The following is a 23,011-nucleotide window of genomic DNA, read 5'->3' as shown; positions in this document are numbered from 1 at the left end:
TTATGGCAAGTACAAGAGCAGCAATTCGTTATGCAAAAGCAATTCTGGACTTAGCAGACTCTAAAGGTGTTGCGGAGACTGTCAATAATGACATGAAATTGATTGCTTCAACAATTGGGAATAATGCAGAATTGAGTACCTTTATTCAAAACCAGACTACAAAAGTTGAAGTGAAAGAAAGTGCTCTTTTAGAAGTTTTTGCAAATGTAAATGGTGTAACGAAAGGTTTATTTCATTTATTATTTGAAAACAAAAGATTTGAAATTCTGGAGGCAATTGCATTAGAATACATTAAATTATTTGATGAAAGTAATGGTGTTGAAACAGCAAAAGTTACTACTGCTATTCCTATGGATGCTGCACTAGAAGCTAAAGTTCTGGCTAAAGTTGCAACTCTATCAGATAAAAAAATAACAATAGAAAATATCGTAGATCCATCAATTATCGGAGGATTTATTTTAAGAATAGGGGATCAACAATACAATGCATCTGTTGCAAACAGATTGCAGGTATTAAAAAGAGAGTTAAGTAATTAGTTTTATTACACATAAAAGTGTCTAAATTATAAATTTAAGATGGCGGAAATCAAACCTGCTGAAATTTCAGCAATATTAAGAAAGCAAGTAGAAGGTTTTGAATCTGGTGCTACGCTAGAGGAAGTAGGAACGGTACTTCAAGTTGGAGACGGTATTGCTCGTATTTACGGGCTATCGAATGTACAATATGGTGAGTTAGTTGAATTTGATAACGGACTTGAAGCTATTGTATTGAACCTTGAAGAAGACAATGTTGGTGTGGTACTTTTAGGACCATCAACTGGAATCAAAGAGGGCTCAACAGCAAAAAGAACACAACGTATTGCCTCTCTTAAAGTAGGTGAGCAAATGGTAGGACGTGTAGTGAACACTCTTGGTTTTCCAATTGATGGAAAAGGACCAATTGGCGGAGACTTATACGAAATGCCTTTAGAAAGAAAAGCTCCTGGAGTTATCTTCCGACAGCCGGTAACGGAACCATTACAAACAGGTATTAAAGCGGTTGATGCTATGATCCCGGTTGGTCGTGGACAACGTGAGCTTGTAATTGGTGACCGTCAGACAGGTAAATCAACTGTTTGTATCGACACAATCTTAAATCAAAAAGAATTTTACGATGCAGGAAAACCTGTATTTTGTATATATGTTGCAATTGGGCAAAAAGCTTCAACTGTAGCAGGAATCGCTAAAATGTTAGAAGAAAAAGGTGCAATGGCTTATACGGTTATTGTTGCGGCTAATGCTTCTGATCCGGCTCCAATGCAAGTTTATGCTCCTTTCGCAGGTGCTGCAATTGGAGAATACTTTAGAGATTCAGGTCGTCCTGCACTTATCGTGTATGATGATTTATCTAAACAGGCTGTTGCTTACCGTGAGGTTTCTCTTTTATTAAGAAGACCACCGGGACGTGAGGCATATCCTGGAGACGTTTTCTACTTGCACTCCCGTTTATTAGAGCGTGCATGTAAAGTAATTGCAGATAATGGAATTGCTAAAAATATGAACGATTTACCGGATTCAATCAAGTCTATCGTAAAAGGTGGCGGTTCATTAACTGCATTACCAATTATCGAAACTCAGGCTGGTGACGTTTCTGCCTATATCCCAACAAACGTAATTTCGATTACAGATGGTCAGATTTTCCTTGATGGAGATTTGTTCAACTCAGGAGTTCGTCCTGCGATCAACGTAGGTATATCTGTATCTCGTGTTGGAGGTAATGCTCAGATTAAATCTATGAAAAAAGTTTCCGGAACTTTAAAATTAGACCAGGCTCAATTCCGTGAATTGGAAGCTTTCGCTAAATTTGGTTCTGACTTAGATTCTGTTACTTTAAACGTAATTGAAAAAGGTAAAAGAAACGTTGAGATCTTAAAACAAGGTTTGAATGATCCTTACACAGTAGAAAATCAAGTAGCTATTATTTACGCTGGTTCTAAAAACTTATTAAGAAACGTTCCTGTAAATAAAGTAAAAGAATTTGAAGCTGATTTCTTAGCTTACTTAAACAGTAAACATAAAGATACGCTTAATGCGTTGAAAGCTGGTAAGTTAGATGATAACATTACTGATGTTATTGAAAAAGCAGCAAAAGAAATTTCAGCAAAATATATCTAATTAGATAATAAGCAAATTAGATAATTAGAATATATCTCAGGATACTTCTAATTGTCTAATTTTCAAATTGTCACATTTTTTAATTAACAAATGGCAAATTTAAAGGAAATACGTAATAGAATTACTTCCGTTTCATCGACGATGCAGATTACATCGGCTATGAAAATGGTTTCTGCTGCAAAGCTTAAGAAAGCACAAGATGCAATCACTGCAATGCGCCCTTATGCCGAGAAATTAACAGAGCTGTTGCAAAACCTTTCTGCTTCTCTTGATGGTGAAGTTGGAGGTGACTACACAACACAGCGTGAAGTAAAAAAAGTATTACTTGTTGCTATAACTTCAAACAGAGGTTTATGTGGGGCATTTAATACTAATATTATTAAAGAAGCTAAAAATCGTAGTTTGTTTTATGAAGGAAAACAAGTTGATATTTTTCCAATAGGTAAAAAAGGAAACGACGTTCTGGCTAAAACGCATAAAGTTCACGGTCATCATAATGCAATTTTTGACCATTTAACTTTTGATAATGTAGCTGCAATTGCAGAAAAATTAACTGAAAAATTCCTTTCTGGAGAGTACGATAGAATTGAATTGATTTACAATCAGTTTAAAAATGCTGCTACTCAGATTGTTCAGGTAGAGCAGTTTTTACCGTTAGCTCCAATTAAAACGGATCTTCCAGTAGCTTCTGCTGATTATATTTTTGAACCTTCTAAAGAAGAAATTGTGTTGACTTTGATTCCTAAATCATTAAAAACACAATTATATAAAGGTATTCGTGATTCATTCGCTTCAGAACACGGAGCGCGTATGACAGCAATGCATAAAGCAACTGACAACGCAACTGAATTAAGAAACCAATTAAAATTGACTTACAATAAAGCACGTCAGGCATCTATTACTAACGAAATCTTAGAGATTGTTGGTGGAGCAGAAGCTTTAAACGGATAATTTATTTTGAAATCATAGAAAAGGGTCAACAAATAGTTGACCTTTTTTTATGACCTTTTTTTATTTGTAAATAAAAACCTATATTATTATTTTTGTTGTTGATTAAAATATTTTAAATATTTTATTTTTAAAAAAAACAGATAAATGATCTAGTACTAAAATAGTTACATTTTAATTGTAAAAAAGTATATATTTATATTTTTAAAATTAGTAACTTTTTAACACTTTCTGCGTATAACATTTAACAACCAAAAAGTTATTAAAAAAATTAGCTTAATTAAAAACAATGGCAAAAGAAAGTTTTAATTGGAAAAGCCTCTTCATTAATGATGAGACTAATAATTCGGAAGCTGCAGCGATAAATCAACCATCGGCCCCAGCATCACCAACGAGTGAGAAAAGATTTCCAAATGAAGTTACAGAATCATTTCCAACAAATTCGCTGACAAACCCTTTTTTGAATGAAATCTTTGAAGTTTACGACAAGGGTTTTGAATCATTAAACGAATCTGGCTTTGACTTTTTTGAACTTTATAAATCTGTTTTAGCAGTTGGAGTAACAAATCCGCAAAGTTACCAGATGGCTTTTGCAATGGGTAAGTCACTAAGACCTGATTTGACAAAGGAATTTCTTTTGCAAAAAGGCAGTTATTATACAGCAGAAATTGAAAAAGTATATGCCAAATATGATACTATTGGTAAAACTAAAAAAACAGAATTAGATAATACTATAACCAAAGAAAAATATAATTTATCTAAAAATATTGCTGATCTGGAAGCCAAAATCATCGAACTTCAAAAAGAACTCGAAGTCAAAAAAACAGAACTTCAAAAAATTGATCCGCAAAATATGGAGCAGCTTTCGGAAATTCAGTTAAAAATGGAAGCCAATAACTTAGCAAAACAAAAAATTTTAACATCAATCAATACTGTAATCACAGGAATTAATCAATATTTACAATAATGGATAAATACGAACAAGAAAGAAGTACGCTTTTAACGCTTCCAATCCTAAAACATTTTGACGAGTCTAAGGGCGAAATTGCGTTAAAAACAGGTGCACTTAAGAAAGGTGAAAAGTCATTGTTTTTAGCTTTGGCATTAGGTTTATTAGGAGTTGGAGGTTATTTAATCTGGACTTATATTATTCCGCCATTATTTACAATGCTTGGACAAGCTATAGCATTATCTGCAACCGGAGTATTTTTAGTTTTTCTGGTAATGATGGCACCAGTTATAATGAAGGCACTTCGTTTTACAACTAAAAATATTCATAAAGCGTTAATTCAGAGTAATCCTTTTAATGAGTTAGAAGAGCAAAAGCAAAAAATGATTAAAAACCGTGAAGTTTTTAAGAACACAAAAGCAAAGCTGAAAGGCCTTAAAAATGAAATGGAAATTGAAGCCAGTAAATCTGAAAAAGAGGCAAAAGCATTTCAGGAAGACGTTTTGAGTTTACAGCGTCAGTCTGAAAAGTTGAAATCGGCGATGGACGAAATGGTAAAGCAAAATGGCGTTGCGGCAAAAGATACAGATGAATATGTAGCGCTTCAAAGTGAATTAGCAAGAAAATTAAGTGATTCTCAACGTGTTTCAACACAATATGAACAAAGTAAAAGTTTTATTCAAAAATATGGCGTTCGTGCTAATGTTTTAGGGAAAATGGATAGAAAACTGACTTTGGCTGGAACAGCAATTGATATTAAAATAGCAGATTTCGATGTTACCGTTAAAATGCTTCAGAAAGAATATGAATTTGCCAAAAATGCTAAAGAAGCAACAGAAAGTGCAAAAAGCGCGATGTTGTTTACTAAAGATTGGGAACTAGAATACGCATTAGAAGTGGTAACCTCTACTATTGCTCAGGATATTGCCAGGACTTCTGAAAATTTAATTGACATTGATGCATTGACTTCTAAATACTCAGTTGATAATGATGAATTGTATTCAAGATTAGATTCGTTGGCAGACGAAATTAAAACAGGCGACAATACTATTCCGGATTCAACAAAATATACAAGTCCGAATTATAAAATGACCAAAGATGATAAATTATCTGGTGGTGGTTTTGGAGATATTTTTTAATACAATAAATTTAATTTTATAAATAAAAATGGGAAAAATTTTAAAGACAGAAAAGTTAACGACATTTTCTGAATTACTAATCGTTATTGCGGGAATTGGAGCAATTTTGGGAGGAGTGTACTATTTATCTCCTGGAATTAAAACGGCAGTTTCAAAACAATTAGACGGTATTGAGTTAAACCAGACCGATGTTAATAATGTTACGAATGCGGAAAAAATTGCGCTTCCATCAACTGAAATTTCTTCAGAAGTGGCCGATAAACCTTTAGTAAGAATAGCCGGGTATGCCTGGAATGCGCAGTCTGGAATTATCGTTTCTAACGGTGGTCCGAAAACAACAAAGGGATCATTGATGGAAAAAAACGGAGTTAATCTTGAAATTATTCGTCAGGACTGGCTTTCGGAATTGCGTAATATGCAAATGAAATTTATCGAAGAATTTGATAAAGGCGAAGCTTTTCCAACTTCAGATAAAAGCGTTTTTGCCGTTATGATCATGGGCGACGGTGCGCCATTTTATATAAGTTCTGTTCAAAAATCATTAGACGAAAAATACGGGAAAGACAAATACCACCTGCAGGTTATGGGTGTTGTAGGTATGAGTTATGGTGAAGATAAATTAATTGGACCGCCAAGCTGGAAATCAGATCCAAAATCAATGAAAGGTTCAGTTATATCTGCTGTTCTTGGTGATGGTGACTGGGTAACTACAGTAAACTATTGTTTTGCAAACGGATTGAAAGTAAATCCAGATCCAGCTACGTACGATGCAGAAGCGGTAAATATTTATCCATCTGAAAATGATGATTATATTAAATCGGCTGAGGAATTAATCAAATCACAAACAACAGGATGGACTGTTACTTTGAAAGAAGTAGTAAACGGAAAATTAACTGGAAAATCTGTGAACAGAAAAATTGACGGTTGTGCCACCTGGACACCTGGAGATAAAACTGTTTTTGATAAATTGACTGGTTTTGTTGATATTGTTTCAACAAAAGAATTCAACAATCAAATGCCAACGGCAATTATAGGTGTTAAAGAATGGGCAGTGAAAAATCCGGAAATTGTTTCTAATATTTTGAAATCGGCATTGACAGCTTCAAACCAAATGAAAAATTATGAAGATTGGAAAGTAAGAGCATCACAAGCACTTACAGATACTTATAAAATTGAAACTCCGGAGTATTGGTATAAAATGTTCAAAGGACAACAAGGAACAAAAGGCGGATTAACTTATAATATGGGTGGATCTAAAGTATTTAATTATGCTGATGCGATGCAATATTTTGGTTTATCAGATGGTGTAAACAGATACAAATCGGTTTATAATCAAGTTTCTGGATATTTAACAGAATTGAATCCGTTTGGATTTAATGAAAATGTTGGAGCCGTAGTTCCTTACGATCAGGCGGTTAATTTATTTTTCCTGAAAAACATCAATGATATTGAATCCACCTCTGCAGATAAGGCAGATTACAGCAATCAGGCAACTGAAGTTGTAGCTTCAGGAGAATGGAAAATTAATTTTAATACTGGAAGTGCTGAGATATCAAACTCCTCTAGTAAAGAAGTAGAAAAAATTTACAACCTTTTAGTACAAGCGGAGAATACAAAATTGACTATTGTTGGACATACAGATAATGTTGGAAATGCTGCTGCTAATTTAGCTTTGTCAAAAAGCAGAGCAGAAGCTGTTGTGAATTACCTAAAACAAAAAGGAATTCCTGAAAACCGTTTTCAATTAGTTGACGGAAAAGGTCAAAGTGATCCCGTTTCAGATAACAATACTGCATCTGGAAAAGCATTAAACAGACGTGTAGTTATCACTTTATTAAAATAAAAAACAAATAAACAAAGGCTATCTTAACAGGTAGCCTTTTATTATAACTATGATAAAATTTCTAACGCCCTTTGAAAAAATATCAAAATTAAACAAGACGCTTATTTTAATAGGCTGGCTGGTTCTTTTGATTATTATCTGGTTTGCAACTACCGCTGGTGAAAAACATCTTTTTCCTTCTCCGGGTCAGGTTTTAATTGGTTTTCAGGATTTGTATAGAGAAGGTCTGGTAGTCCATATTTTCAATTCATTGCAATTGTGTTTTATCTCAATTTTTTTAGCAACGATAATTTCTTTGTTCTTTGCTTACGCTTGGCCAATTCCGCTATTAAAATCAATTTCTGAATTCGTTACAAAATTTAGATTTTTGCCTTTTACAGGTCTGTCATTTTATATTACAATGGTAGTTCATGAAGCAAGAACAATGCAGGTCTGGATTTTGGTTATTTTCTTAACAACATTCTTAACAACATCTTTAATTGCCGTTATCAAAGATATTCCACAGGAAGAATTTGATCACGCAAAAATGCTGAAATGTACCAGATTAGAAGTGCTTTGGCAAGTAATTATTTTAGGAAGAATAGACTATGTAATTGATGTAATCAGACAAAACCTTGCAATTACCTGGATGATGCTCGTAACAGTCGAATCTATTGTTGTGGCTTCGGGAGGTTTAGGATTTTTGATAAAAAATTCTGATAAATTCATGAATACTGGTAGAATTATAGCCCTTCAAATCATTATTTTGTTAATAGGACTTGGCTTAGATGCAGGAATCAATTATTTAAGAAAAGCAATTTTTAGATATTCAAAAATATAAACATGAAACACGAATATAAAGAGACACTTTTGTATGTTGAAAATCTTAGCGTTGCTTATGATAATACCGTTATCATAAAAGATATAAATCTTATTGAAAAAGACGTAGTTCGCGATGGAATAGAGTGTACAGGGCAAGTTGTAGCATTTGTGGGTAGATCTGGCAGAGGAAAATCGACTTTTTTTAAAGCTTTGACAGGATTAACTCCGATACATTCGGGGAAAATATTAATTAGAGATTTCGAAAATAAAGAACCCAATGCCGCAAAATCTGTAAATGAAGGCGACATTGGATTTGTAGATCAGAAATATACTTTGTTCCGACATAAAACAGTTACTCAGGCCTTGAAATTTTCGTTGAGAAAAACAACGCTTTCGAATACTGAAAAAGACGAGAAAATAAATCACTATTTAAAAGAGTGGGGGTTAGAAAATTGTAAAGACAAGTATCCTAACGAACTTTCCGGCGGACAAAGGCAAAGAACAGCTATTATAGAACAATTATTTTCTTCGGATCAATTTATTGTTTTAGATGAGCCATTTTCAGGATTGGATGTCGGAAACATCGCAGAAGTAAAAAAATCTTTTGAGTTATTGAGTAATTCTTCTGATTTTAATACTGTTATTTTTTCTACACATGATATTGAATTAGCGATTGAGTTAGCGCAGACAATTTATGTGATAGGTTATCCGACCATTAATGGAAAGAAAGAACATTACGGTACAATTGTAGCCAAATATGATCTAAGAGACATGGGAATAGCCTGGAAAGATTATTGTGACGATCATCAAAAATTATCAAAGGAAATTATTCATCAAATGATGATTTCTTAAAACAGCATATGTCAAATAAGAACAATCCAATATCGATTATAGAAGAATCATTTTTGTCTCTAAAAAAATATTTAGAAACAAATAGTACTACTAATGAAGCCGTTTTTACGGCTTCATTTATTAGCGATTTAAACAAAGAAACAAAAAGCATTCTTGAAACTTGCGATGCATTAAATAAGGATATCGCCTTTATTCAAAAAATAAATGAAGATGTAAATCCAGTTTATTCTAAAGGATTATTGTTTAAAGCAGAGCACTTTTTTCTTTCGGATTGTATTGATCTTTATAATAAAGAAGCCGAGAAAAAAAGTGAAAAAGCGCAGTTTGTTTTAGCCTATTATTATGATGCGTTGCGCAACAAACACTTTGCAGATGAAAATTCGATCAATGAATTGAATCAATTAGTTTTTTCAGAAGAGTTTAAAAGCCATTTTTTAAAAATAAAAAAAGACAACAAAATAATACCTGCAAGCGCACAGCAAAGTCAGTATTTATTGACTGAAGTGTTGTCTCAAACAAAGCATATTAAGCTGGAAGAAATTTTAAAGAAGTATCAAAACTTTATTCAATTTGCGTTCGGAAAAAAGTTTGAAAACACAACCGCTTTCAGTAATTCAATGGGGCTCAAATTAAACAATTCAAAAAACGATAATAAGAATATTGATTCTCTTCCGGATCAGGATACGCTAGAAAAAGTACTGAAAGAATTAAATGAATTAGTGGGTTTAGCAGAAGTAAAAAAGGATGTTTCTGAACTTATTAATTTATTAGAAATACAAAAAAAACGTTCTCAGCAAGGACTAAAGAATGTTGAAATTACATTACATACTGTTTTTTTAGGCCCTCCCGGAACTGGAAAGACATCTGTGGCGAGGCTTTTAAGCAGAATTTTTAAACATCTGGGATTTCTATCCAAAGGCCAGATGTATGAAACAGACCGTGAAGGCTTGGTAGCCGGATATGTGGGCCAGACAGCGACAAAAGTAGATAATGCTATAGAGGAAAGCCTTGGCGGTGTTCTGTTTATTGATGAAGCGTATGCTCTAAGTCAAAACGCCTTTGGTAACGATTACGGTGCTGAAGCCGTAAATACGCTGCTAAAAAGAATGGAAGACCATCGTGAAGATTTAGCTGTTGTTGTTGCAGGATATACGGAACCGATGAAAAATTTTATCGAATCGAATCCAGGATTACGCTCACGTTTTAATCGATATTTTCATTTTAATCATTTTTCTGCTGCAGAGCTTTTTCAAATTTTCGAAGCTTTTTGTAAGAAATCGGATTTTATAGTGGCTGTAGATGCAAAAGAAAAGTTGATGGATACTTTTGAATTACTTTACGAAAGTAAAACGGAAAGCTTTGGAAATGCCAGAGTTGTTAGAAATTTATTTGAAAAATGTGTTCAGAATCAAGCCAACAGAATTGTTAAATTAAAAAAAATATCCAATAAGTCATTAAAAACACTTACTGAAGAAGATATTCCAGAACCAAAAGAAACAGAAAAACATGTTAATCTTGACTTAGAAAAGTAGAAGTTTTTAGTTCTAAAAAATTATAAAAAACTAAAGAGCCAACAATAATTAATTGCTGGCTCTTTATATATAGAGTAGTTATAGTCTAAAACAATACTTATAAAATGGTGATTCCCACTTTATCCAAAAACTGAGAATCAGTACCATTTTATAAAATTACTAAACAGAGTTATCACTCTCTGTCTGTGCTTTGTCTTTTATGGGAACAAACTAGCTTTATTAATCCCAATGCTCTGTTTTTTTTTAGGGTTACATATCAGCAGAATCAATCCCCTGTGCTTTGTCTTTTGTGGGAACAAACTAGCTTTATTAGTCCCAATGCTCTGTTTTTGTAGGGTTACATATCAGCAGAATCAATCCCTTGTGCTTTGTCTTTTATGGGAACAAACAAGCTTTATCAGTCCCAGTGCTTCCTTTTTTATAAGGGTTGTATTTAGCTTTCTCAATCCCTGTTTAGCAAATTTAAGAAAGAGTCAGTCAAAATTACTTACATAATTTTTGGGAATAATTTATATATTTCACATACGCAGTTGTGAATTATATAAGGAACAATGAAAAATAAATTAAGTATTTTTGATGATCTATTTTTAAAATCATGAACTTACACATACAAGAATTAGCGACTGTTCCGGAAATGCTGATGCAGATTGAAACCATGAGATTTCTTTACCCAAACTTATCTGTTGAAAAATACGAAGCCTATCTTGCTGAGATGGTACCGCATAATTATATTCAGATTGGAGTTTTTGAAGGTGAAAGCTGTGTCGGAATAACAGGTTGCTGGTCGGCTACTAAATTATGGACCGGTAAATATCTCGAAATTGACAATTTTGTTGTTAATCCAAACCATCGCTCTAAAGGAATCGGAAAATTACTGACCGATTATATAGAGGAAAAAGCTATGACTCTGGAGTGCAGCAGCATCGTTTTGGATGCTTTTACAGGAAATTTTGCTGCACACCGATTTTATTACAATCAGGGATATGGTCCAAAAGGATTTCATTTTGTTAAAATCTTAGATGAAAAAAAATTAACGGTATAAAATCATATGTAAGTTTTTTTATTGAATCAAGAAAAGCAATAATTAACCAAAGAAATGGTTATTTTTGTTTCACAAACTTTATTACGAATATATTTTGGGATTATATAAGAATCTATTTAAACAAACTGCTATTTACGGACTAGCAACGGTTTTGCCGCGAATGCTAAGTTTTTTATTAGTAAGATTGTATACCGGTATTTTACCAACATCAGAATACGGGGAAGTTTCCATTGTTTTGTCCTGGATGGTATTCTTTAATGTAGTACTTTCTTACGGAATGGAAACTGCTTTTTTTAGGTTTTACAGTGCCGAAGAAGATAAGAAAAATGTCATTGCAACGGCTACGATATCTATTTTTTGGTCTTCAATAGGATTTTTGTTTGCTGCTTTAATTTTTAGAAATACGCTGGCCAATTGGGCTGAAGTCGACACGCAATATATTACCTATTCTGTTTGGATTTTAGTTCTGGATGCATTGGTTTTAGTTCCATTTTCCAAGCTGAGGGCTAATCAGAGGCCAATGGTTTATGCGGCCATAAAAATTGGGAATGTGGTAATTAATATGGTACTGAATTTTTTCTTTTTAATCTACTTACCAAAACTGGCAGCATCTCATCCTAATTCTGTTTGGGATAACTTATATGTAGAGAACTTTCAGATTGCTTATATTTTTATTGCTAATTTATTGGCCAGTTTGGCCACTTTTGTGGTTTTATCTCCAAATTATCTTTCGCTTGGACGAAAATTTGATCCTGTTCTTTGGAAGAAAATGATGAAATACGGTTTGCCAATTCTTGTAGCAGGACTTGCCTTTGCCGTTAACGAACATTTTGATAAAATTTTATTGGGTTATTTATTGCCGGAAAATCTGGCGAAATCGGAAGTTGGGGCTTATTCGGCCTGTTATAAATTAGGTTTGTTTATGGTTTTGTTTGCAACGGCTTTTAGACTGGGTATTGAACCGTTCTTTTTTAGCCATTCTAAAAATGCAAACGCACCTCAAACCTACGCTGTTATCACGAAATACTTTGTGATTTTTGGCTCGATGATTTTATTGAGTGTTATTGTATTTGCAGACTTTTTAAAGTTTCTTTTACTCGATAATAAAGCATATTGGGAAGCTATGAAAGTGGTGCCCCTAATCATACTGGCAAATTTCTTTTTAGGAATTTACAATAACTTATCGGTTTGGTACAAGCTTACAGATCAAACTAAAATCGGAGCTTACATCTCTATTGTTGGAGCAATTGTGACATTGATTTTGAATTACTTGCTGATTCCAAAATACAGTTATTACGGATCTGCAATTGCTACTATTTCTGCCTACGGTTCAATGATGTTAATATCCTATGTTTTAGGAAACAAGTATTATCCAATACCGTATGATATGAAAAAAATAGGCGCTTACTTAGGGATTTCAATTCTATTTTCTGCTGTTTCTTTTTATGGATTCAGGGAAAAATATTATGTTGGCATCCCGCTGCTTTTAGTCTTTATTTACTTTGTTTATCACAACGAAAAAGACACCATCAAAGGAATTATGAATAGGAAATAAGATTGGTTTTAAATCCAGTTTTGTTTTTAAGATTTTAAATAAAAATGAAAATACAAATTATCAATAAATCACAGCACGACCTTCCAAATTATGAAACTATTGCTTCGGCAGGAATGGATTTACGTGCTAATCTGAATGAATCAATTACGTTAAAACCATTAGAAAGAACCATTGTAAAAACGGGACTTTTCATTGAATTACCAATAGGATACGAAGCACAGGTGAGACCAAGAAGTGGTCTTGCAGCCAAAAAAGGAGTTACTGTTTTAAATTCACCCGGAACCGTAGACGCTGATTACAGAGGAGAAATAGGGGTAATTTTAGTAAATTTGTCCAATGAAGTTTTTGTAATTGAAAACGGGGAAAGAATTGCACAATTGATTATTGCCAAACATGAAAGAGCGGAGTGGATTGAAGTGGAAGAACTTTCAGTAACTTCCAGAGGCGAAGGTGGTTTTGGGAGTACGGGCGTAAAATAGTCTACAGTCCCAGCTTTCAGTCTCAAACTTTACAACAAACCAAACCAATAGAAGATTTTCAAATCTTCCCATAAAAAATAAAAAGACAAATGAAGATAATAGTTCCAATGGCGGGTCGCGGATCACGACTTAGACCACATACCTTAACTGTTCCCAAACCATTAATTCCGGTTGCAGGAAAATCAATTGTGCATCGATTGGTTGAAGATATTGCCGAAATATTAAAAGAACCAATTGAAGAAGTTGCTTTCATACTGGGAGATGCTGCTTTTTTTGGAGATGATCTTGTGGCAAGTTTAGAAGAATTAGCCGGAAGCTTAGGTGCGAAAGCATCTATTTACCGTCAGGATTTACCTTTAGGAACCGGACATGCTATTATGTGTGCCAAAGAATCTCTGTCAGGGCCAGCCGTAATTGCTTACGCTGATACTTTAATCAGAGCAGATTTTGAATTAGATCCGGCAGCAGATGCTGTAATTTGGGTAAAACAGGTAGAACAACCGGAAGCTTTTGGAGTAGTAAAATTAAATGCAAATAATGAAATCACAGAACTGGTTGAAAAACCAAAAGAGTTTGTAAGCGATTTAGCAGTTATTGGTATTTATTATTTTAAAGAAGTTGGTGATTTGAAAAAAGAACTTCAGAATGTTTTGGATAATAACATTCAAAATGGAGGAGAATATCAGATCAATGATGGAATCAAGGCCATGATGGCTAACGGAAAAGTTTTTAAAACCGGTAGTGTCGATGAATGGATGGACTGCGGAAACAAAGATGTAACCGTTGAAACGAATACAAGAATGCTGGGTTTTTTACATAATGACGGAGAACACTTAGTTGATTATAATGTAGTATTAGAAAACGCGACAATTATTCCGCCATGTTATATCGGAGAAAATGTAGTGTTGAAAAATGCAACTGTAGGACCTAATGTTTCCTTGGGAAAAGGATGCCATGTTATTGACAGCACTATTAAAAATAGTTTAGTACAGACCTATTCACAAATTAAAAATGCTAACTTAGACAATGCGATGATAGGAAATCACGTTGTTTATGATGGTAAGTTTACCAGTATCAGTATTGGTGATTATTCTGTTTTAGAATAGTTTAGGCATTTAAAAATTCTTTTAATTAGGAATAGAATTATAAAAAGGATGAAAAAAGGGTTTTGGGTAATTTTATTTTTTGCTCTGTTTAGCAACACAGCTTCTGTTATGGCTCAGACCGAACCGGAAGATATTGCTATGGCTACCGATCAATATCTGGACTCTTTTTATGAATCATTAAAGCAAAAAGGAATTGAAAATTACGATAAAGCCATTCAGTCCTTAGAGAAATGTATTAAGCTAAAACCGAATGATGCTGTTGCTTATTTCGAATTAGGCAAAAATTATCTGGCTTTAAAACAGTACAGAAACGCACAGGATTCATTCGAAAAAGCGACTCAGTTAGACCCAAAAAACAAATGGTTCTGGTTAGGAATTTATGATGTAAGTTTTGAAACCAAAAACTATCCTCTGGCAATTGAAACCATTCAGAAAATTATTGTTTTTGATGAAGAGTATAAAGATGATTTGATTTCGTTGTATATGATTACCAATCAACAGGATAAAGCATTGATTGCGATTAACGAAATGAATGATAAGTTTGGAAAATCATCAGATCGGGAAATTTATAAAAACCAGATTTTATCCCAGGGGAAATATCAGAATGCTGAAATTGGTAATTTGATCAGTGAGATTAAGAAAAATCCAAAAGAAGAATCCAATTATGTCAACCTGATTTTTTTATATTCGAAAGCAGAAGAAACAGATAAAGCCTTAGATGTTGCAAAGCAGTTAGCAAAAGAAATTCCAACTTCTGAATGGGCGCAGGTGAGCCTGTTCAAAGGATATTTGGAAGCCAATCAAGCTGATAAAGCCATTAAGGCGATGAATGTAATTTTGTCAAGTTCCAAAATTGATTCCAAAATAAAACATCGTACCTTAAATGAGTTTTTGATCTATGTGAATAAAAATCCACAGTACGCTCCGGATCTGGAAAAAGCAATTTCTTATTTTGACAACGATAAGGAAATCGACGTTGCGAAAGAAATCGGAAAATTTTATCACAGTAAAAATCAATTTGAAAATGCGATTAAGTATTATGAGAAAGAGTTGAAATCTAATTCAGATACAGATCGGGAGACCAATTTACTTTTGCTTGAAGCGTATACGCAGGCAAAACAATTTGAACCTTTGACAAAAAGGGCGATGTATATGATTGAAGTTTATCCGAGTCAGCCACAGTTTTATTACTATGCCGGTTTGGGAAATAATCAGTTGAAACAATTTAAGAATGCAAAAACCGTTTTAGAAATGGGACTTGATTATGTTGTTGATGATATAAAGCTGGAAGCAAATTTTAATATTCAGCTAGGTGAGGCTTACAATGGGCTGGGAGACGCTAAGAAAAAAGAGGAATACTTTTTGAAGGCAAATGAAGTATTAAAGAAAATAAAATAAAAGACTAAGATTAGATGAAAAAATATATAGCCTTACTACTGGTATCCATTTTTGTGATTTCCTGCAAATCTAAAGCGGTTGCCGTACAAAATAATAGTGCTGCAGTTGTTGAGACAAAAACGGACAAAAAAGCAATTGATAAACATTACGAAAATAAATTAAATTTCAAGACATTATACATAAAATCGAGTGCCAGATATGTTGATGAGAAACAAAGCCAGAATGTTTCTGCCGAAATTAAAATTGAAAAAGACAAGCAGATTTTAGTAAGTGTTCGATTTCTTGGAATTACAATGGCAAAAGCTTTGATTACACCAACAACCGTAAGTTATTATGAAAAAATAAACAGCACATATTACGAAGGTGATTTTACGAGTCTGAGCAAATGGCTGGGAACAGAACTGGATTACAGCAAAGTGCAAAATTTATTAATCGGAGAAGCTTTAGACGATTTAAGAAAAGGAAAATATACGCAGGCAATTGTAGAAAATCTTTTCCGTCTGGATGATGAAAAAGAAACCAATATTAAAAAAACGTTCTTTCTGGAACCGGAAAAATATTTGCTGCAAAAAGAACAAATTTCACAGCCTTCGGAAAACAGAATGTTAGAAATTAGATATTCTGATAATAAAACGTTTGACCAGGGAACAATTCCAACAGCAATCGAAATTAATGCGGTTCAGCCAAAAGGAAAAACAGACATTAATTTAAATTACAACAATATTACATTCAACGAAGAACTTTCTTTTCCTTATAGTGTACCAAGTGGCTATAAAAAGGTTATAATTAAGTAAATTTGCAAAAAGAAAACAGAAACATGCCAAAATTTCTCCTAAGCCTAATTTTTATATGCGCCACTACAATGTTGTGGGCACAAGATTCGCAACAAGAAAAACTTGAACAGCGAAAAGCTCAGATTCAGCAGGAAATTAGAGACAACGAAAAAATGTTGCAATCCGTAAAGAAAAAAGAAAAATCAGCGGTAAATGTATTTTTAATTCAGGCAAACAAAATCAAGCTGAAGGAAAAACTGATCAATACAACAGCCAAGCAGGAAAAATTGCTGAGCAATGATATGTACATTAACCAGGTTAAGGTAAATAAGTTAAAAAAAGAACTGACAGTTTTAAAAGAAGATTATGCTAAAATGATCCTTAAATCTTATAAAAGCCGTTCAGAGCAAAGCAGAGCGATGTTTATTTTATCATCGGAAAGTTTTTTACAGGCCTATAAAAGAGCACAGTATTTAAAGCAATATACAAATTTCAGAAAAAACCAAGGATTAGAAATTCAGTCAAAAAGTGCACAATTGGTCGATTTCAATGCAAAACTGAATGGTCAGCGACAAGACAAGAAGAAAATTATTGCTGAAAATCAAAAAGAGCGACTGGCTTTGGAAGTTGAGAAAAAAGAGCAGCAAAAGCTGGTGAACTCCATTAAAAAAGATAAAAATAAAATCATTGCAGATACAAGAAGCAAACAGCAGGAAGCGAAAAGAATTGACAGACAAATTGATCGTTTGATCCGCGAAGCTATTGCTGAGGCTAATAGAAAAGCCGCTCTTGAAAAAGCAAAAGACAATCCGGGATCGGCACCATCAAATGCACCAGTTTCCTCTTCTAAAATTGCATTAACGCCGGAAGGAAAAATTTTAGCGGCAGACTTTAAGGCAAACCGTGGAAAATTGCCATGGCCGGTAGAAAAAGGATTTATTTCGCTGGGTTATGGAGATCAGCCTCACCCGCTTTATCCGTCACTAACGGTTCATAATTCTGGAGTAGAGATCACAACCGAACAAGGCGCAAATGCCCGCGCGGTATTTGAAGGTGAAGTTTCCACTATTATGGTTTTATCTCCAATAAACAGGGCCGTTATGATACAGCACGGAGATTATTTTACCGTATATCAAAATTTGAGTCAGGTATTTGTAAATAAAGGAGATAAGGTAAATATTAAACAAAGTATTGGAAAAGTAAGAACCAGCGGAGATACCGGTAAAACAATTATTAAGTTTTTGATTCTTCAAAACACATCTAATAATAATCCGGAAGGATGGTTACAAAACAGATAAAAAAAGAGGAGCTCAGTGAAGCTCCTTTTTTTTTTCAATTTTTTCAATCTATTGCTCTAAAAAATAGTGCATCACATCGGTTGTGGTGACAATGCCTTTTAGGATTCCCTTATCAACTACTGGTAAAGCATGAAACTCTTCTTTTGCAAAAATCTCAACGAGATCCCGAATACTGGTTTCAGGTGAAACAGTTTTAGGTTTGGAAGTCATTATTTGTGCAATGGAAAGCATTTCGAGGATCGCTTCATCAGCACCTTCCTGGCCTTCAAATAAAGCGCCAAAAGTAAGTCTGTTGATATCCGAACGACTTATAATACCAATAACTTCGTTGCCATTAACAACAGGAATGTGCCGAATAGCATTTGATTTTAGTTTTGCGACTACTTCTTTGAGGTCATCCATTTGATTTACGGTAATGACACTTTTAGTCATGATGTGACTGACTGGTTCTCTTTTTTTCATAATTAAAGCTGTTTTGTTCGCGTCAAATATGTAGAATATTTCTTATATAAAACATGATTTTTGTCACCTTCAAAACAGTAGTTTTTGGCTTTTTATAAAGTTGTTACTTTTTATTTAACTAAAAAAAAGAGTCTAAAATCGAAATTGAAATAAAGAAGAGTTTAAAAATCACTTTATTGTTTATTTGAAATTGTATTGATTGAAATTTAAAATAGTATTTTTGCAGTATGGAAACAAATAGACAGAAAAAAATAGGCGGTGTCATCCAAAAAGATTTGGTTGATATTTTGCAAGGTGAAGTGCGAAAAAACGGAATTAATAATTTAGTAATTTCGGTATCCAAAGTTAGTGTTACTTCAGACTTATCAGTGGCAACAGTATATTTAAGCATCTTTCCTCAGGAGAAAGCCAAAGAAACTTTAGAAGGAATTAAATCGAACAGTACTTTAATCAAACACGATTTATCTCAGCGTGTACGTTTGCAATTGCGTCGTGTACCAAACCTGGTATTCTTTATTGATGACTCTTTAGATTATATTGAGAAAATTGACAACGCATTGTCAAACAGAGAAAACCCAATTGAAAATCGTGATCTTTTAGAAAAAAGAAGAAAGTCATAAATTGAATTTTCCGCTTTACATAGCCAAACGTTACATTTTTAGCAGAAGTAAAAACAATGCTATAAATATTATCAATCGTATTGCCAGCATGGGAATTATTGTTGGTACAATGGCTTTGTTTGTCGTATTATCTGTTTTTAGCGGGCTAAAAGTTTTTAGTCTTTCGTTTACAAATGAAATCGATCCGGATTTAAAAATGACCAGTACGTATGGAAAATCATTTTTACTGACACCCGATCAGGAAATTCAGATTAAAAAAATTAACGGTGTAGCGTCATATACTAAAATTATCGAGGAACGTGTTTTGTTTATTTTTAAAGACAAGCAACAGGTTACTTACATAAAAGGAGTTGACAGCAATTATGTAGTGGTAAACGACATCAAAAAAAAGCTGTTTAACGGACAATGGCTGAAACCGGATACCTATCAGGTTGTTGTTGGTTATGGAATTGCCCGAGATTTTTCTATGGGATTATTGGATTTTGAAAATCCATTGCAGATCCTTGCCCCTAAACCCGGAAAAGGAGCCTTTGAAAATCCGGAGGAAGCATTTAATAAAACGGATGTTTTACCAGTTGGGATTTATTCGATTAGTGAGGATCTGGATTCGAAATATGTGTTTACCGATTTGGCACTGGCACAGGAATTATTGATGTACAAACCCAATCAGATTTCGGGAATTGAATTGAATCTGAAAGAGAATGCAGATGAAGCGGCTATCAATTCTCAATTGGAAAAGATTTTTAAAAATAAGATTACTTTAAAGAACAGGGCACAACTCAATGAGTCTTTGTATAAAATGCTCAACACCGAAAATATTGCCGTTTACCTGATTTTCACCTTAGTTATTATCGTCGCACTTTTTAATTTGATTGGTGCTTTGATCATGATGATTTTAGATAAAAAAGGAAATCTGAAAACCCTTTTTAATTTAGGAACGGAAATCAGTCATCTGAGAAAAATCTTTTTGCTTCAGGGCACTTTACTAAGTGTTTTCGGAGGTATTATTGGTCTTGTTCTGGGGATTATTTTAGTACTGCTGCAACAGGAATATGAGTTGATTATGATTACGCCAACTTTGGCATATCCTGTAGTTTTTACTTTAGAAAATGTACTTATTGTGATGGGAACTATTGTTTCTCTTGGCTTTGTGGCTTCTTTAATTGCCAGCAGCCGGGTAAGTAAAAAGCTGTTAGATTAGTACCCTTCCGTATAAAATAATTACCTATATTTATCCCCTTAAAAACTCATGTCTATGATTGTTTCTGCCTAATCCTATTTTATTTTTCGAATAATTAGGATACTTACGTTTTTTTTTCTTCAGTTCAGATCTATTATATCTGGGCTAATTTTATCATTTATCCTATTATATCATGACAGAAACAACAATACAAAAGAGTTTATTTTCTAAAATTTTCACCACTTTAAAATTAGCGATCAAAGGAGACGAATCTTTTGATTATACTACCGGAAGCATTAAAAAAGCAGTCATTCTCCTGGCCATTCCTATGGTTCTGGAAATGATGATGGAATCGGTGTTTGCACTGGTCGATTTATATTTTGTCGGGCATTTGAAGCATAGCAGTTTTGCGATACAGACAGTAGGTTTAACCGAATCTGTAATTACAATAGTGTATTCGGTTGCGATTGGTATTAGTATGGCCGCAACAGCAGTTGTAGCAAGACGAATCGGAGAGAAAGATCCGATTGCCGCCGCAAAAGCAGGTATGCAGGCCATCATTATAGCTTTTGTAATCAATAGTGTAATGAGTATTCTGGGTTTTATTTATGCCAAAGATATTCTGATATTGATGGGTGCGTCTCTTGATGCTGCGGAACACGGTTACCGATTTACACAGATTATGATTGGAGGAAGTTTGTGCATCATGCTTTTATTTCTGATTAACGGAATTTTTCGCGGAGCCGGAAACGCTGCCATTGCCATGAAAAGTCTCTGGCTGGCCAATATTTGCAATATTATTCTATGTCCGGTATTAATTAACGGTTTTGGTCCCGTTCCCGCTTTTGGGTTGACGGGCGCTGCCATTGCGACTACCTTGGGACGAAGCATTGGAGTTCTGTATCAATTGTACCATTTGTTTTTTGGTAAGGGTGTTTTAAAGATCATTGCATCGTATTTTATTCCTGATTTTAAACAAATAAAAGCATTGATAAAAATTGCTGCTCCCGGAGTGTTACAATTCGTAATCGCATCCTGCAGCTGGATTTTCCTGGCGCAACTCGTGGCAACAACCGGAGGTGATCATGGATCTGCAGGATACCAGACGGCACTGCGAATCATGATGTTTTTTATACTTCCGGCCTGGGGATTAAGCAATGCAGCCGCAACTTTGGTTGGACAAAATTTAGGTGCAAAACGAATTGATCGTGCAGAAAAATCGGTTTACACCACGGCCAAATACAATGTGATCTTTATGGCTACCATTATGGTCATAACCTTATGTTTCGGAAAATATATTATTTCCTTTTTTACCAATGATGAAATGGTGAAAACCATTGCCGTTGAAGCTTTACAGATTATGAGTATAGGTTTTATTTTCTACGGAATCGGAATGGTACTGATTAATACCTTCAACGGGGCAGGAGATACCTGGACACCAACCGGAATTAATTTCTTCGGCTTTTGGTTGTTTCAGATTCCGTTGGCTTTTATATTGGCAAAACATTTTCAGATGGGACCAACGGGTGTTTTTATAGCAATTCCGGTTGCTGAAACGGCCATAACACTGGCGGGTATTTTCTTTTACAAAAGAGGGAAGTGGAAACGAACTCAGGTGTAAAATGAAATTACAGCCAATATTTTAGAATTTAACCGCAAAGTTCGCAAGGCTATATCAATTATAGCTTTGCGAACTTTGCAATTTTTATCATAACACCAGGATAAATCTTAGCGTTCCTTGCGGTTAAAATTATTTTTTAGACAAACTCGTATCCGGCATAAACCTCTTTTATTTCATCCATAATTGCGAATAAAATTTCAGGTTCATCAGTCGTAACCAGTTTTTGCTTATATTCTTTAAAAGAATGAATTCCTTTGAAATAGTTGGTATAATGACGACGCATTTCTACAATCCCTAAACGTTCACCTTTCCAGTCCATAGACCATTGCAAATGATTTCTGGCGGCTTCAACACGATCACCAACCGTTGGAGCAGCTAAATGCTCACCGGTCTTAAAGTAATGTTTAATTTCGTTAAAAATCCACGGATAACCAATTGCAGCACGACCAATCATGATTCCGTCGATGCCGTATTCGTTTTTATATTTTAGTGCTTTTTCAGGACTGTCGATATCGCCATTTCCAAAAATTGGCATTGTAATTCTTGGGTTGTTTTTTACTCTTGCAATGTGCGACCAATCGGCGTGGCCTTTATACATTTGCGCACGCGTTCTGGCGTGAATTGTTAAAGCCTGAACACCAATATCCTGAAGCCTTTCGGCAACTTCATCAATGTTAATTGAGTTATCATCCCAGCCCAGACGTGTTTTTACTGTAACAGGCAAATCAGTACTTCTGATAACCGCTTTGGTTAAACGAATCATCAAATCAACATCTTTCAGAACTCCTGCACCGGCACCTTTGCAAACGACTTTTTTTACCGGACATCCAAAATTGATATCCACTAAATCGGGTTTTACGGTTGTGACAATTTTAGACGAAAGTGCCATCGCTTCTTCATCACCACCAAAAATCTGAATTCCAACCGGGCGTTCGTAATCAAAAATATCCAGCTTCATTCTGCTTTTGATCGCATCACGAATCAATCCTTCTGACGAAATGAATTCAGAATACATCATGTCAGCACCATGTGTTTTGCATAATCTGCGAAACGGCGGATCGCTCACATCTTCCATCGGTGCGAGTAGTAAAGGAAATTCGGGTAATTCTATGTTGCCAATCTTGACCATCTTCAATATTTTGTGCAAAATTACAACATTTAGTTTAATTGATTGCTATTTAGAGGTTCAAAGGGGCAAAGGTCCAGAGGGACAAAGATTTAACTCAGTACGAAAAAAAGTAAAGTTTGCTATTCTGTAAA

General features: G+C 34.3%; 21 protein-coding genes. 19 read left to right on the top strand and 2 right to left on the bottom strand.

The features are described 5' to 3' along the window. The first annotated feature begins 2 nt into the window (after positions 1 to 2). From atpH to HAV12_RS00680, 16 genes are all read left to right on the top strand, one after another. A complete protein-coding gene (atpH, locus tag HAV12_RS00755; RefSeq protein ID WP_171568050.1) occupies positions 3 to 536 on the top strand; it encodes an ATP synthase F1 subunit delta in 534 nt (177 codons plus the stop codon). Positions 537 to 575: 39 nt separating this feature from the next. After that, on the top strand, positions 576 to 2,153 hold the full coding sequence (gene atpA / locus HAV12_RS00750) for a F0F1 ATP synthase subunit alpha (RefSeq protein ID WP_072957706.1): 1,578 nt from the start codon (positions 576 to 578) through the stop codon (positions 2,151 to 2,153). A 90-nt stretch (positions 2,154 to 2,243) separates the two neighbouring features. After that, positions 2,244 to 3,104 (top strand): ATP synthase F1 subunit gamma, encoded by an 861-nt coding sequence (gene atpG / locus HAV12_RS00745; protein ID WP_171568049.1) that lies wholly within the window; start codon positions 2,244 to 2,246, stop codon positions 3,102 to 3,104. A 286-nt stretch (positions 3,105 to 3,390) separates the two neighbouring features. After that, positions 3,391 to 4,068 (top strand): hypothetical protein, encoded by a 678-nt coding sequence (locus tag HAV12_RS00740; protein ID WP_171568048.1) that lies wholly within the window; start codon positions 3,391 to 3,393, stop codon positions 4,066 to 4,068. Then, positions 4,068 to 5,189, top strand: coding sequence for a hypothetical protein (locus HAV12_RS00735; RefSeq protein WP_171568047.1), 1,122 nt, complete (start codon positions 4,068 to 4,070; stop codon positions 5,187 to 5,189). Before HAV12_RS00740 ends, HAV12_RS00735 begins: the two co-directional genes overlap by 1 nt. Before the next feature lie 28 nt (positions 5,190 to 5,217). Further along, complete coding sequence (locus HAV12_RS00730) at positions 5,218 to 7,032, top strand: phosphate ABC transporter substrate-binding/OmpA family protein (RefSeq protein WP_171568046.1); 1,815 nt, start codon at positions 5,218 to 5,220, stop codon at positions 7,030 to 7,032. Positions 7,033 to 7,081: 49 nt separating this feature from the next. Then, positions 7,082 to 7,852, top strand: a complete 771-nt coding sequence (locus tag HAV12_RS00725) for an ABC transporter permease (RefSeq protein WP_171568045.1) — start codon at positions 7,082 to 7,084, stop codon at positions 7,850 to 7,852. A gap of 2 nt (positions 7,853 to 7,854) precedes the next feature. After that, positions 7,855 to 8,685 (top strand): ATP-binding cassette domain-containing protein, encoded by an 831-nt coding sequence (locus HAV12_RS00720; RefSeq protein WP_171568044.1) that lies wholly within the window; start codon positions 7,855 to 7,857, stop codon positions 8,683 to 8,685. An 8-nt stretch (positions 8,686 to 8,693) separates the two neighbouring features. Further along, positions 8,694 to 10,217: an AAA family ATPase gene (locus tag HAV12_RS00715; RefSeq protein ID WP_171568043.1), complete on the top strand. Its 1,524-nt coding sequence runs from the start codon at positions 8,694 to 8,696 to the stop codon at positions 10,215 to 10,217. 595 nt (positions 10,218 to 10,812) lie between these two features. Next, complete coding sequence (locus tag HAV12_RS00710; protein ID WP_171568042.1) at positions 10,813 to 11,259, top strand: GNAT family N-acetyltransferase; 447 nt, start codon at positions 10,813 to 10,815, stop codon at positions 11,257 to 11,259. A gap of 94 nt (positions 11,260 to 11,353) precedes the next feature. After that, positions 11,354 to 12,814: a lipopolysaccharide biosynthesis protein gene (locus HAV12_RS00705; RefSeq protein ID WP_171568041.1), complete on the top strand. Its 1,461-nt coding sequence runs from the start codon at positions 11,354 to 11,356 to the stop codon at positions 12,812 to 12,814. 44 nt (positions 12,815 to 12,858) lie between these two features. Then, entirely contained in the window at positions 12,859 to 13,293 is a 435-nt protein-coding gene (gene dut / locus HAV12_RS00700; protein WP_171568040.1) for a dUTP diphosphatase, read from the top strand. Between the two features lie 89 nt (positions 13,294 to 13,382). Further along, the gene (locus HAV12_RS00695; protein ID WP_171568039.1) at positions 13,383 to 14,399 is read left to right on the top strand and encodes a sugar phosphate nucleotidyltransferase; all 1,017 of its coding nucleotides are present in this window, start codon (positions 13,383 to 13,385) and stop codon (positions 14,397 to 14,399) included. Positions 14,400 to 14,447: 48 nt separating this feature from the next. Continuing rightward, a complete protein-coding gene (locus tag HAV12_RS00690) occupies positions 14,448 to 15,797 on the top strand; it encodes a lipopolysaccharide assembly protein LapB (protein WP_171568038.1) in 1,350 nt (449 codons plus the stop codon). 14 nt (positions 15,798 to 15,811) lie between these two features. Continuing rightward, positions 15,812 to 16,591 carry a DUF4292 domain-containing protein gene (locus HAV12_RS00685; RefSeq protein ID WP_171568037.1) on the top strand — a complete coding sequence of 260 codons (780 nt, stop codon included), beginning with the start codon at positions 15,812 to 15,814 and terminating at the stop codon, positions 16,589 to 16,591. A 23-nt stretch (positions 16,592 to 16,614) separates the two neighbouring features. Beyond that, on the top strand, positions 16,615 to 17,868 hold the full coding sequence (locus tag HAV12_RS00680) for a murein hydrolase activator EnvC (RefSeq protein ID WP_171568036.1): 1,254 nt from the start codon (positions 16,615 to 16,617) through the stop codon (positions 17,866 to 17,868). 48 nt (positions 17,869 to 17,916) lie between these two features. On the opposite strand, the gene HAV12_RS00675 is transcribed toward HAV12_RS00680, so the two are convergent. Next, positions 17,917 to 18,330 (bottom strand): HPP family protein, encoded by a 414-nt coding sequence (locus HAV12_RS00675; protein WP_132032752.1) that lies wholly within the window; start codon positions 18,328 to 18,330, stop codon positions 17,917 to 17,919. Positions 18,331 to 18,557: 227 nt separating this feature from the next. Between HAV12_RS00675 and rbfA the strand changes: the two genes are divergently transcribed. The 3 genes from rbfA to HAV12_RS00660 all read left to right on the top strand — a co-directional run bounded on the left by rbfA (position 18,558) and on the right by HAV12_RS00660 (position 21,751). Next, positions 18,558 to 18,950, top strand: coding sequence for a 30S ribosome-binding factor RbfA (rbfA, locus tag HAV12_RS00670; protein ID WP_047774669.1), 393 nt, complete (start codon positions 18,558 to 18,560; stop codon positions 18,948 to 18,950). Between the two features lies 1 nt (position 18,951). Then, positions 18,952 to 20,151, top strand: a complete 1,200-nt coding sequence (locus HAV12_RS00665; RefSeq protein ID WP_171568035.1) for an FtsX-like permease family protein — start codon at positions 18,952 to 18,954, stop codon at positions 20,149 to 20,151. A 172-nt stretch (positions 20,152 to 20,323) separates the two neighbouring features. Further along, positions 20,324 to 21,751 carry an MATE family efflux transporter gene (locus HAV12_RS00660; protein WP_171568034.1) on the top strand — a complete coding sequence of 476 codons (1,428 nt, stop codon included), beginning with the start codon at positions 20,324 to 20,326 and terminating at the stop codon, positions 21,749 to 21,751. Between the two features lie 136 nt (positions 21,752 to 21,887). Here the strand turns inward: HAV12_RS00660 and dusB are convergent, their stop codons facing one another. Next, entirely contained in the window at positions 21,888 to 22,880 is a 993-nt protein-coding gene (dusB, locus tag HAV12_RS00655; protein ID WP_171571608.1) for a tRNA dihydrouridine synthase DusB, read from the bottom strand. Positions 22,881 to 23,011: the final 131 nt, after the last annotated feature.

This window comes from Flavobacterium sp. CLA17 (genome assembly GCF_013112255.2).
Taxonomy (GTDB): Bacteria; Bacteroidota; Bacteroidia; order Flavobacteriales; family Flavobacteriaceae; genus Flavobacterium; species Flavobacterium circumlabens.
Note: the sequence above shows the minus strand (reverse complement) of the source record. Positions and strands in the feature narration are given on the sequence as shown.

Excerpts from the sequence above, each read along its gene's own strand:
- atpH (WP_171568050.1), top strand. The coding sequence starts at position 3 with ATGGCAAGTACAAGAGCAGCAATTCGTTATGCAAAAGCAATTCTGGAC.
- atpA (WP_072957706.1), top strand. The coding sequence starts at position 576 with ATGGCGGAAATCAAACCTGCTGAAATTTCAGCAATATTAAGAAAGCAA.
- atpG (WP_171568049.1), top strand. The coding sequence starts at position 2,244 with ATGGCAAATTTAAAGGAAATACGTAATAGAATTACTTCCGTTTCATCG.
- HAV12_RS00740 (WP_171568048.1), top strand. The coding sequence starts at position 3,391 with ATGGCAAAAGAAAGTTTTAATTGGAAAAGCCTCTTCATTAATGATGAG.
- HAV12_RS00735 (WP_171568047.1), top strand. The coding sequence starts at position 4,068 with ATGGATAAATACGAACAAGAAAGAAGTACGCTTTTAACGCTTCCAATC.
- HAV12_RS00730 (WP_171568046.1), top strand. The coding sequence starts at position 5,218 with ATGGGAAAAATTTTAAAGACAGAAAAGTTAACGACATTTTCTGAATTA.
- HAV12_RS00725 (WP_171568045.1), top strand. The coding sequence starts at position 7,082 with ATGATAAAATTTCTAACGCCCTTTGAAAAAATATCAAAATTAAACAAG.
- HAV12_RS00720 (WP_171568044.1), top strand. The coding sequence starts at position 7,855 with ATGAAACACGAATATAAAGAGACACTTTTGTATGTTGAAAATCTTAGC.
- HAV12_RS00715 (WP_171568043.1), top strand. The coding sequence starts at position 8,694 with ATGTCAAATAAGAACAATCCAATATCGATTATAGAAGAATCATTTTTG.
- HAV12_RS00710 (WP_171568042.1), top strand. The coding sequence starts at position 10,813 with ATGAACTTACACATACAAGAATTAGCGACTGTTCCGGAAATGCTGATG.
- dut (WP_171568040.1), top strand. The coding sequence starts at position 12,859 with ATGAAAATACAAATTATCAATAAATCACAGCACGACCTTCCAAATTAT.
- HAV12_RS00695 (WP_171568039.1), top strand. The coding sequence starts at position 13,383 with ATGAAGATAATAGTTCCAATGGCGGGTCGCGGATCACGACTTAGACCA.
- HAV12_RS00690 (WP_171568038.1), top strand. The coding sequence starts at position 14,448 with ATGAAAAAAGGGTTTTGGGTAATTTTATTTTTTGCTCTGTTTAGCAAC.
- HAV12_RS00685 (WP_171568037.1), top strand. The coding sequence starts at position 15,812 with ATGAAAAAATATATAGCCTTACTACTGGTATCCATTTTTGTGATTTCC.
- HAV12_RS00680 (WP_171568036.1), top strand. The coding sequence starts at position 16,615 with ATGCCAAAATTTCTCCTAAGCCTAATTTTTATATGCGCCACTACAATG.
- HAV12_RS00675 (WP_132032752.1), bottom strand. The coding sequence starts at position 18,330 with ATGAAAAAAAGAGAACCAGTCAGTCACATCATGACTAAAAGTGTCATT.
- rbfA (WP_047774669.1), top strand. The coding sequence starts at position 18,558 with ATGGAAACAAATAGACAGAAAAAAATAGGCGGTGTCATCCAAAAAGAT.
- HAV12_RS00660 (WP_171568034.1), top strand. The coding sequence starts at position 20,324 with ATGACAGAAACAACAATACAAAAGAGTTTATTTTCTAAAATTTTCACC.
- dusB (WP_171571608.1), bottom strand. The coding sequence starts at position 22,880 with ATGGTCAAGATTGGCAACATAGAATTACCCGAATTTCCTTTACTACTC.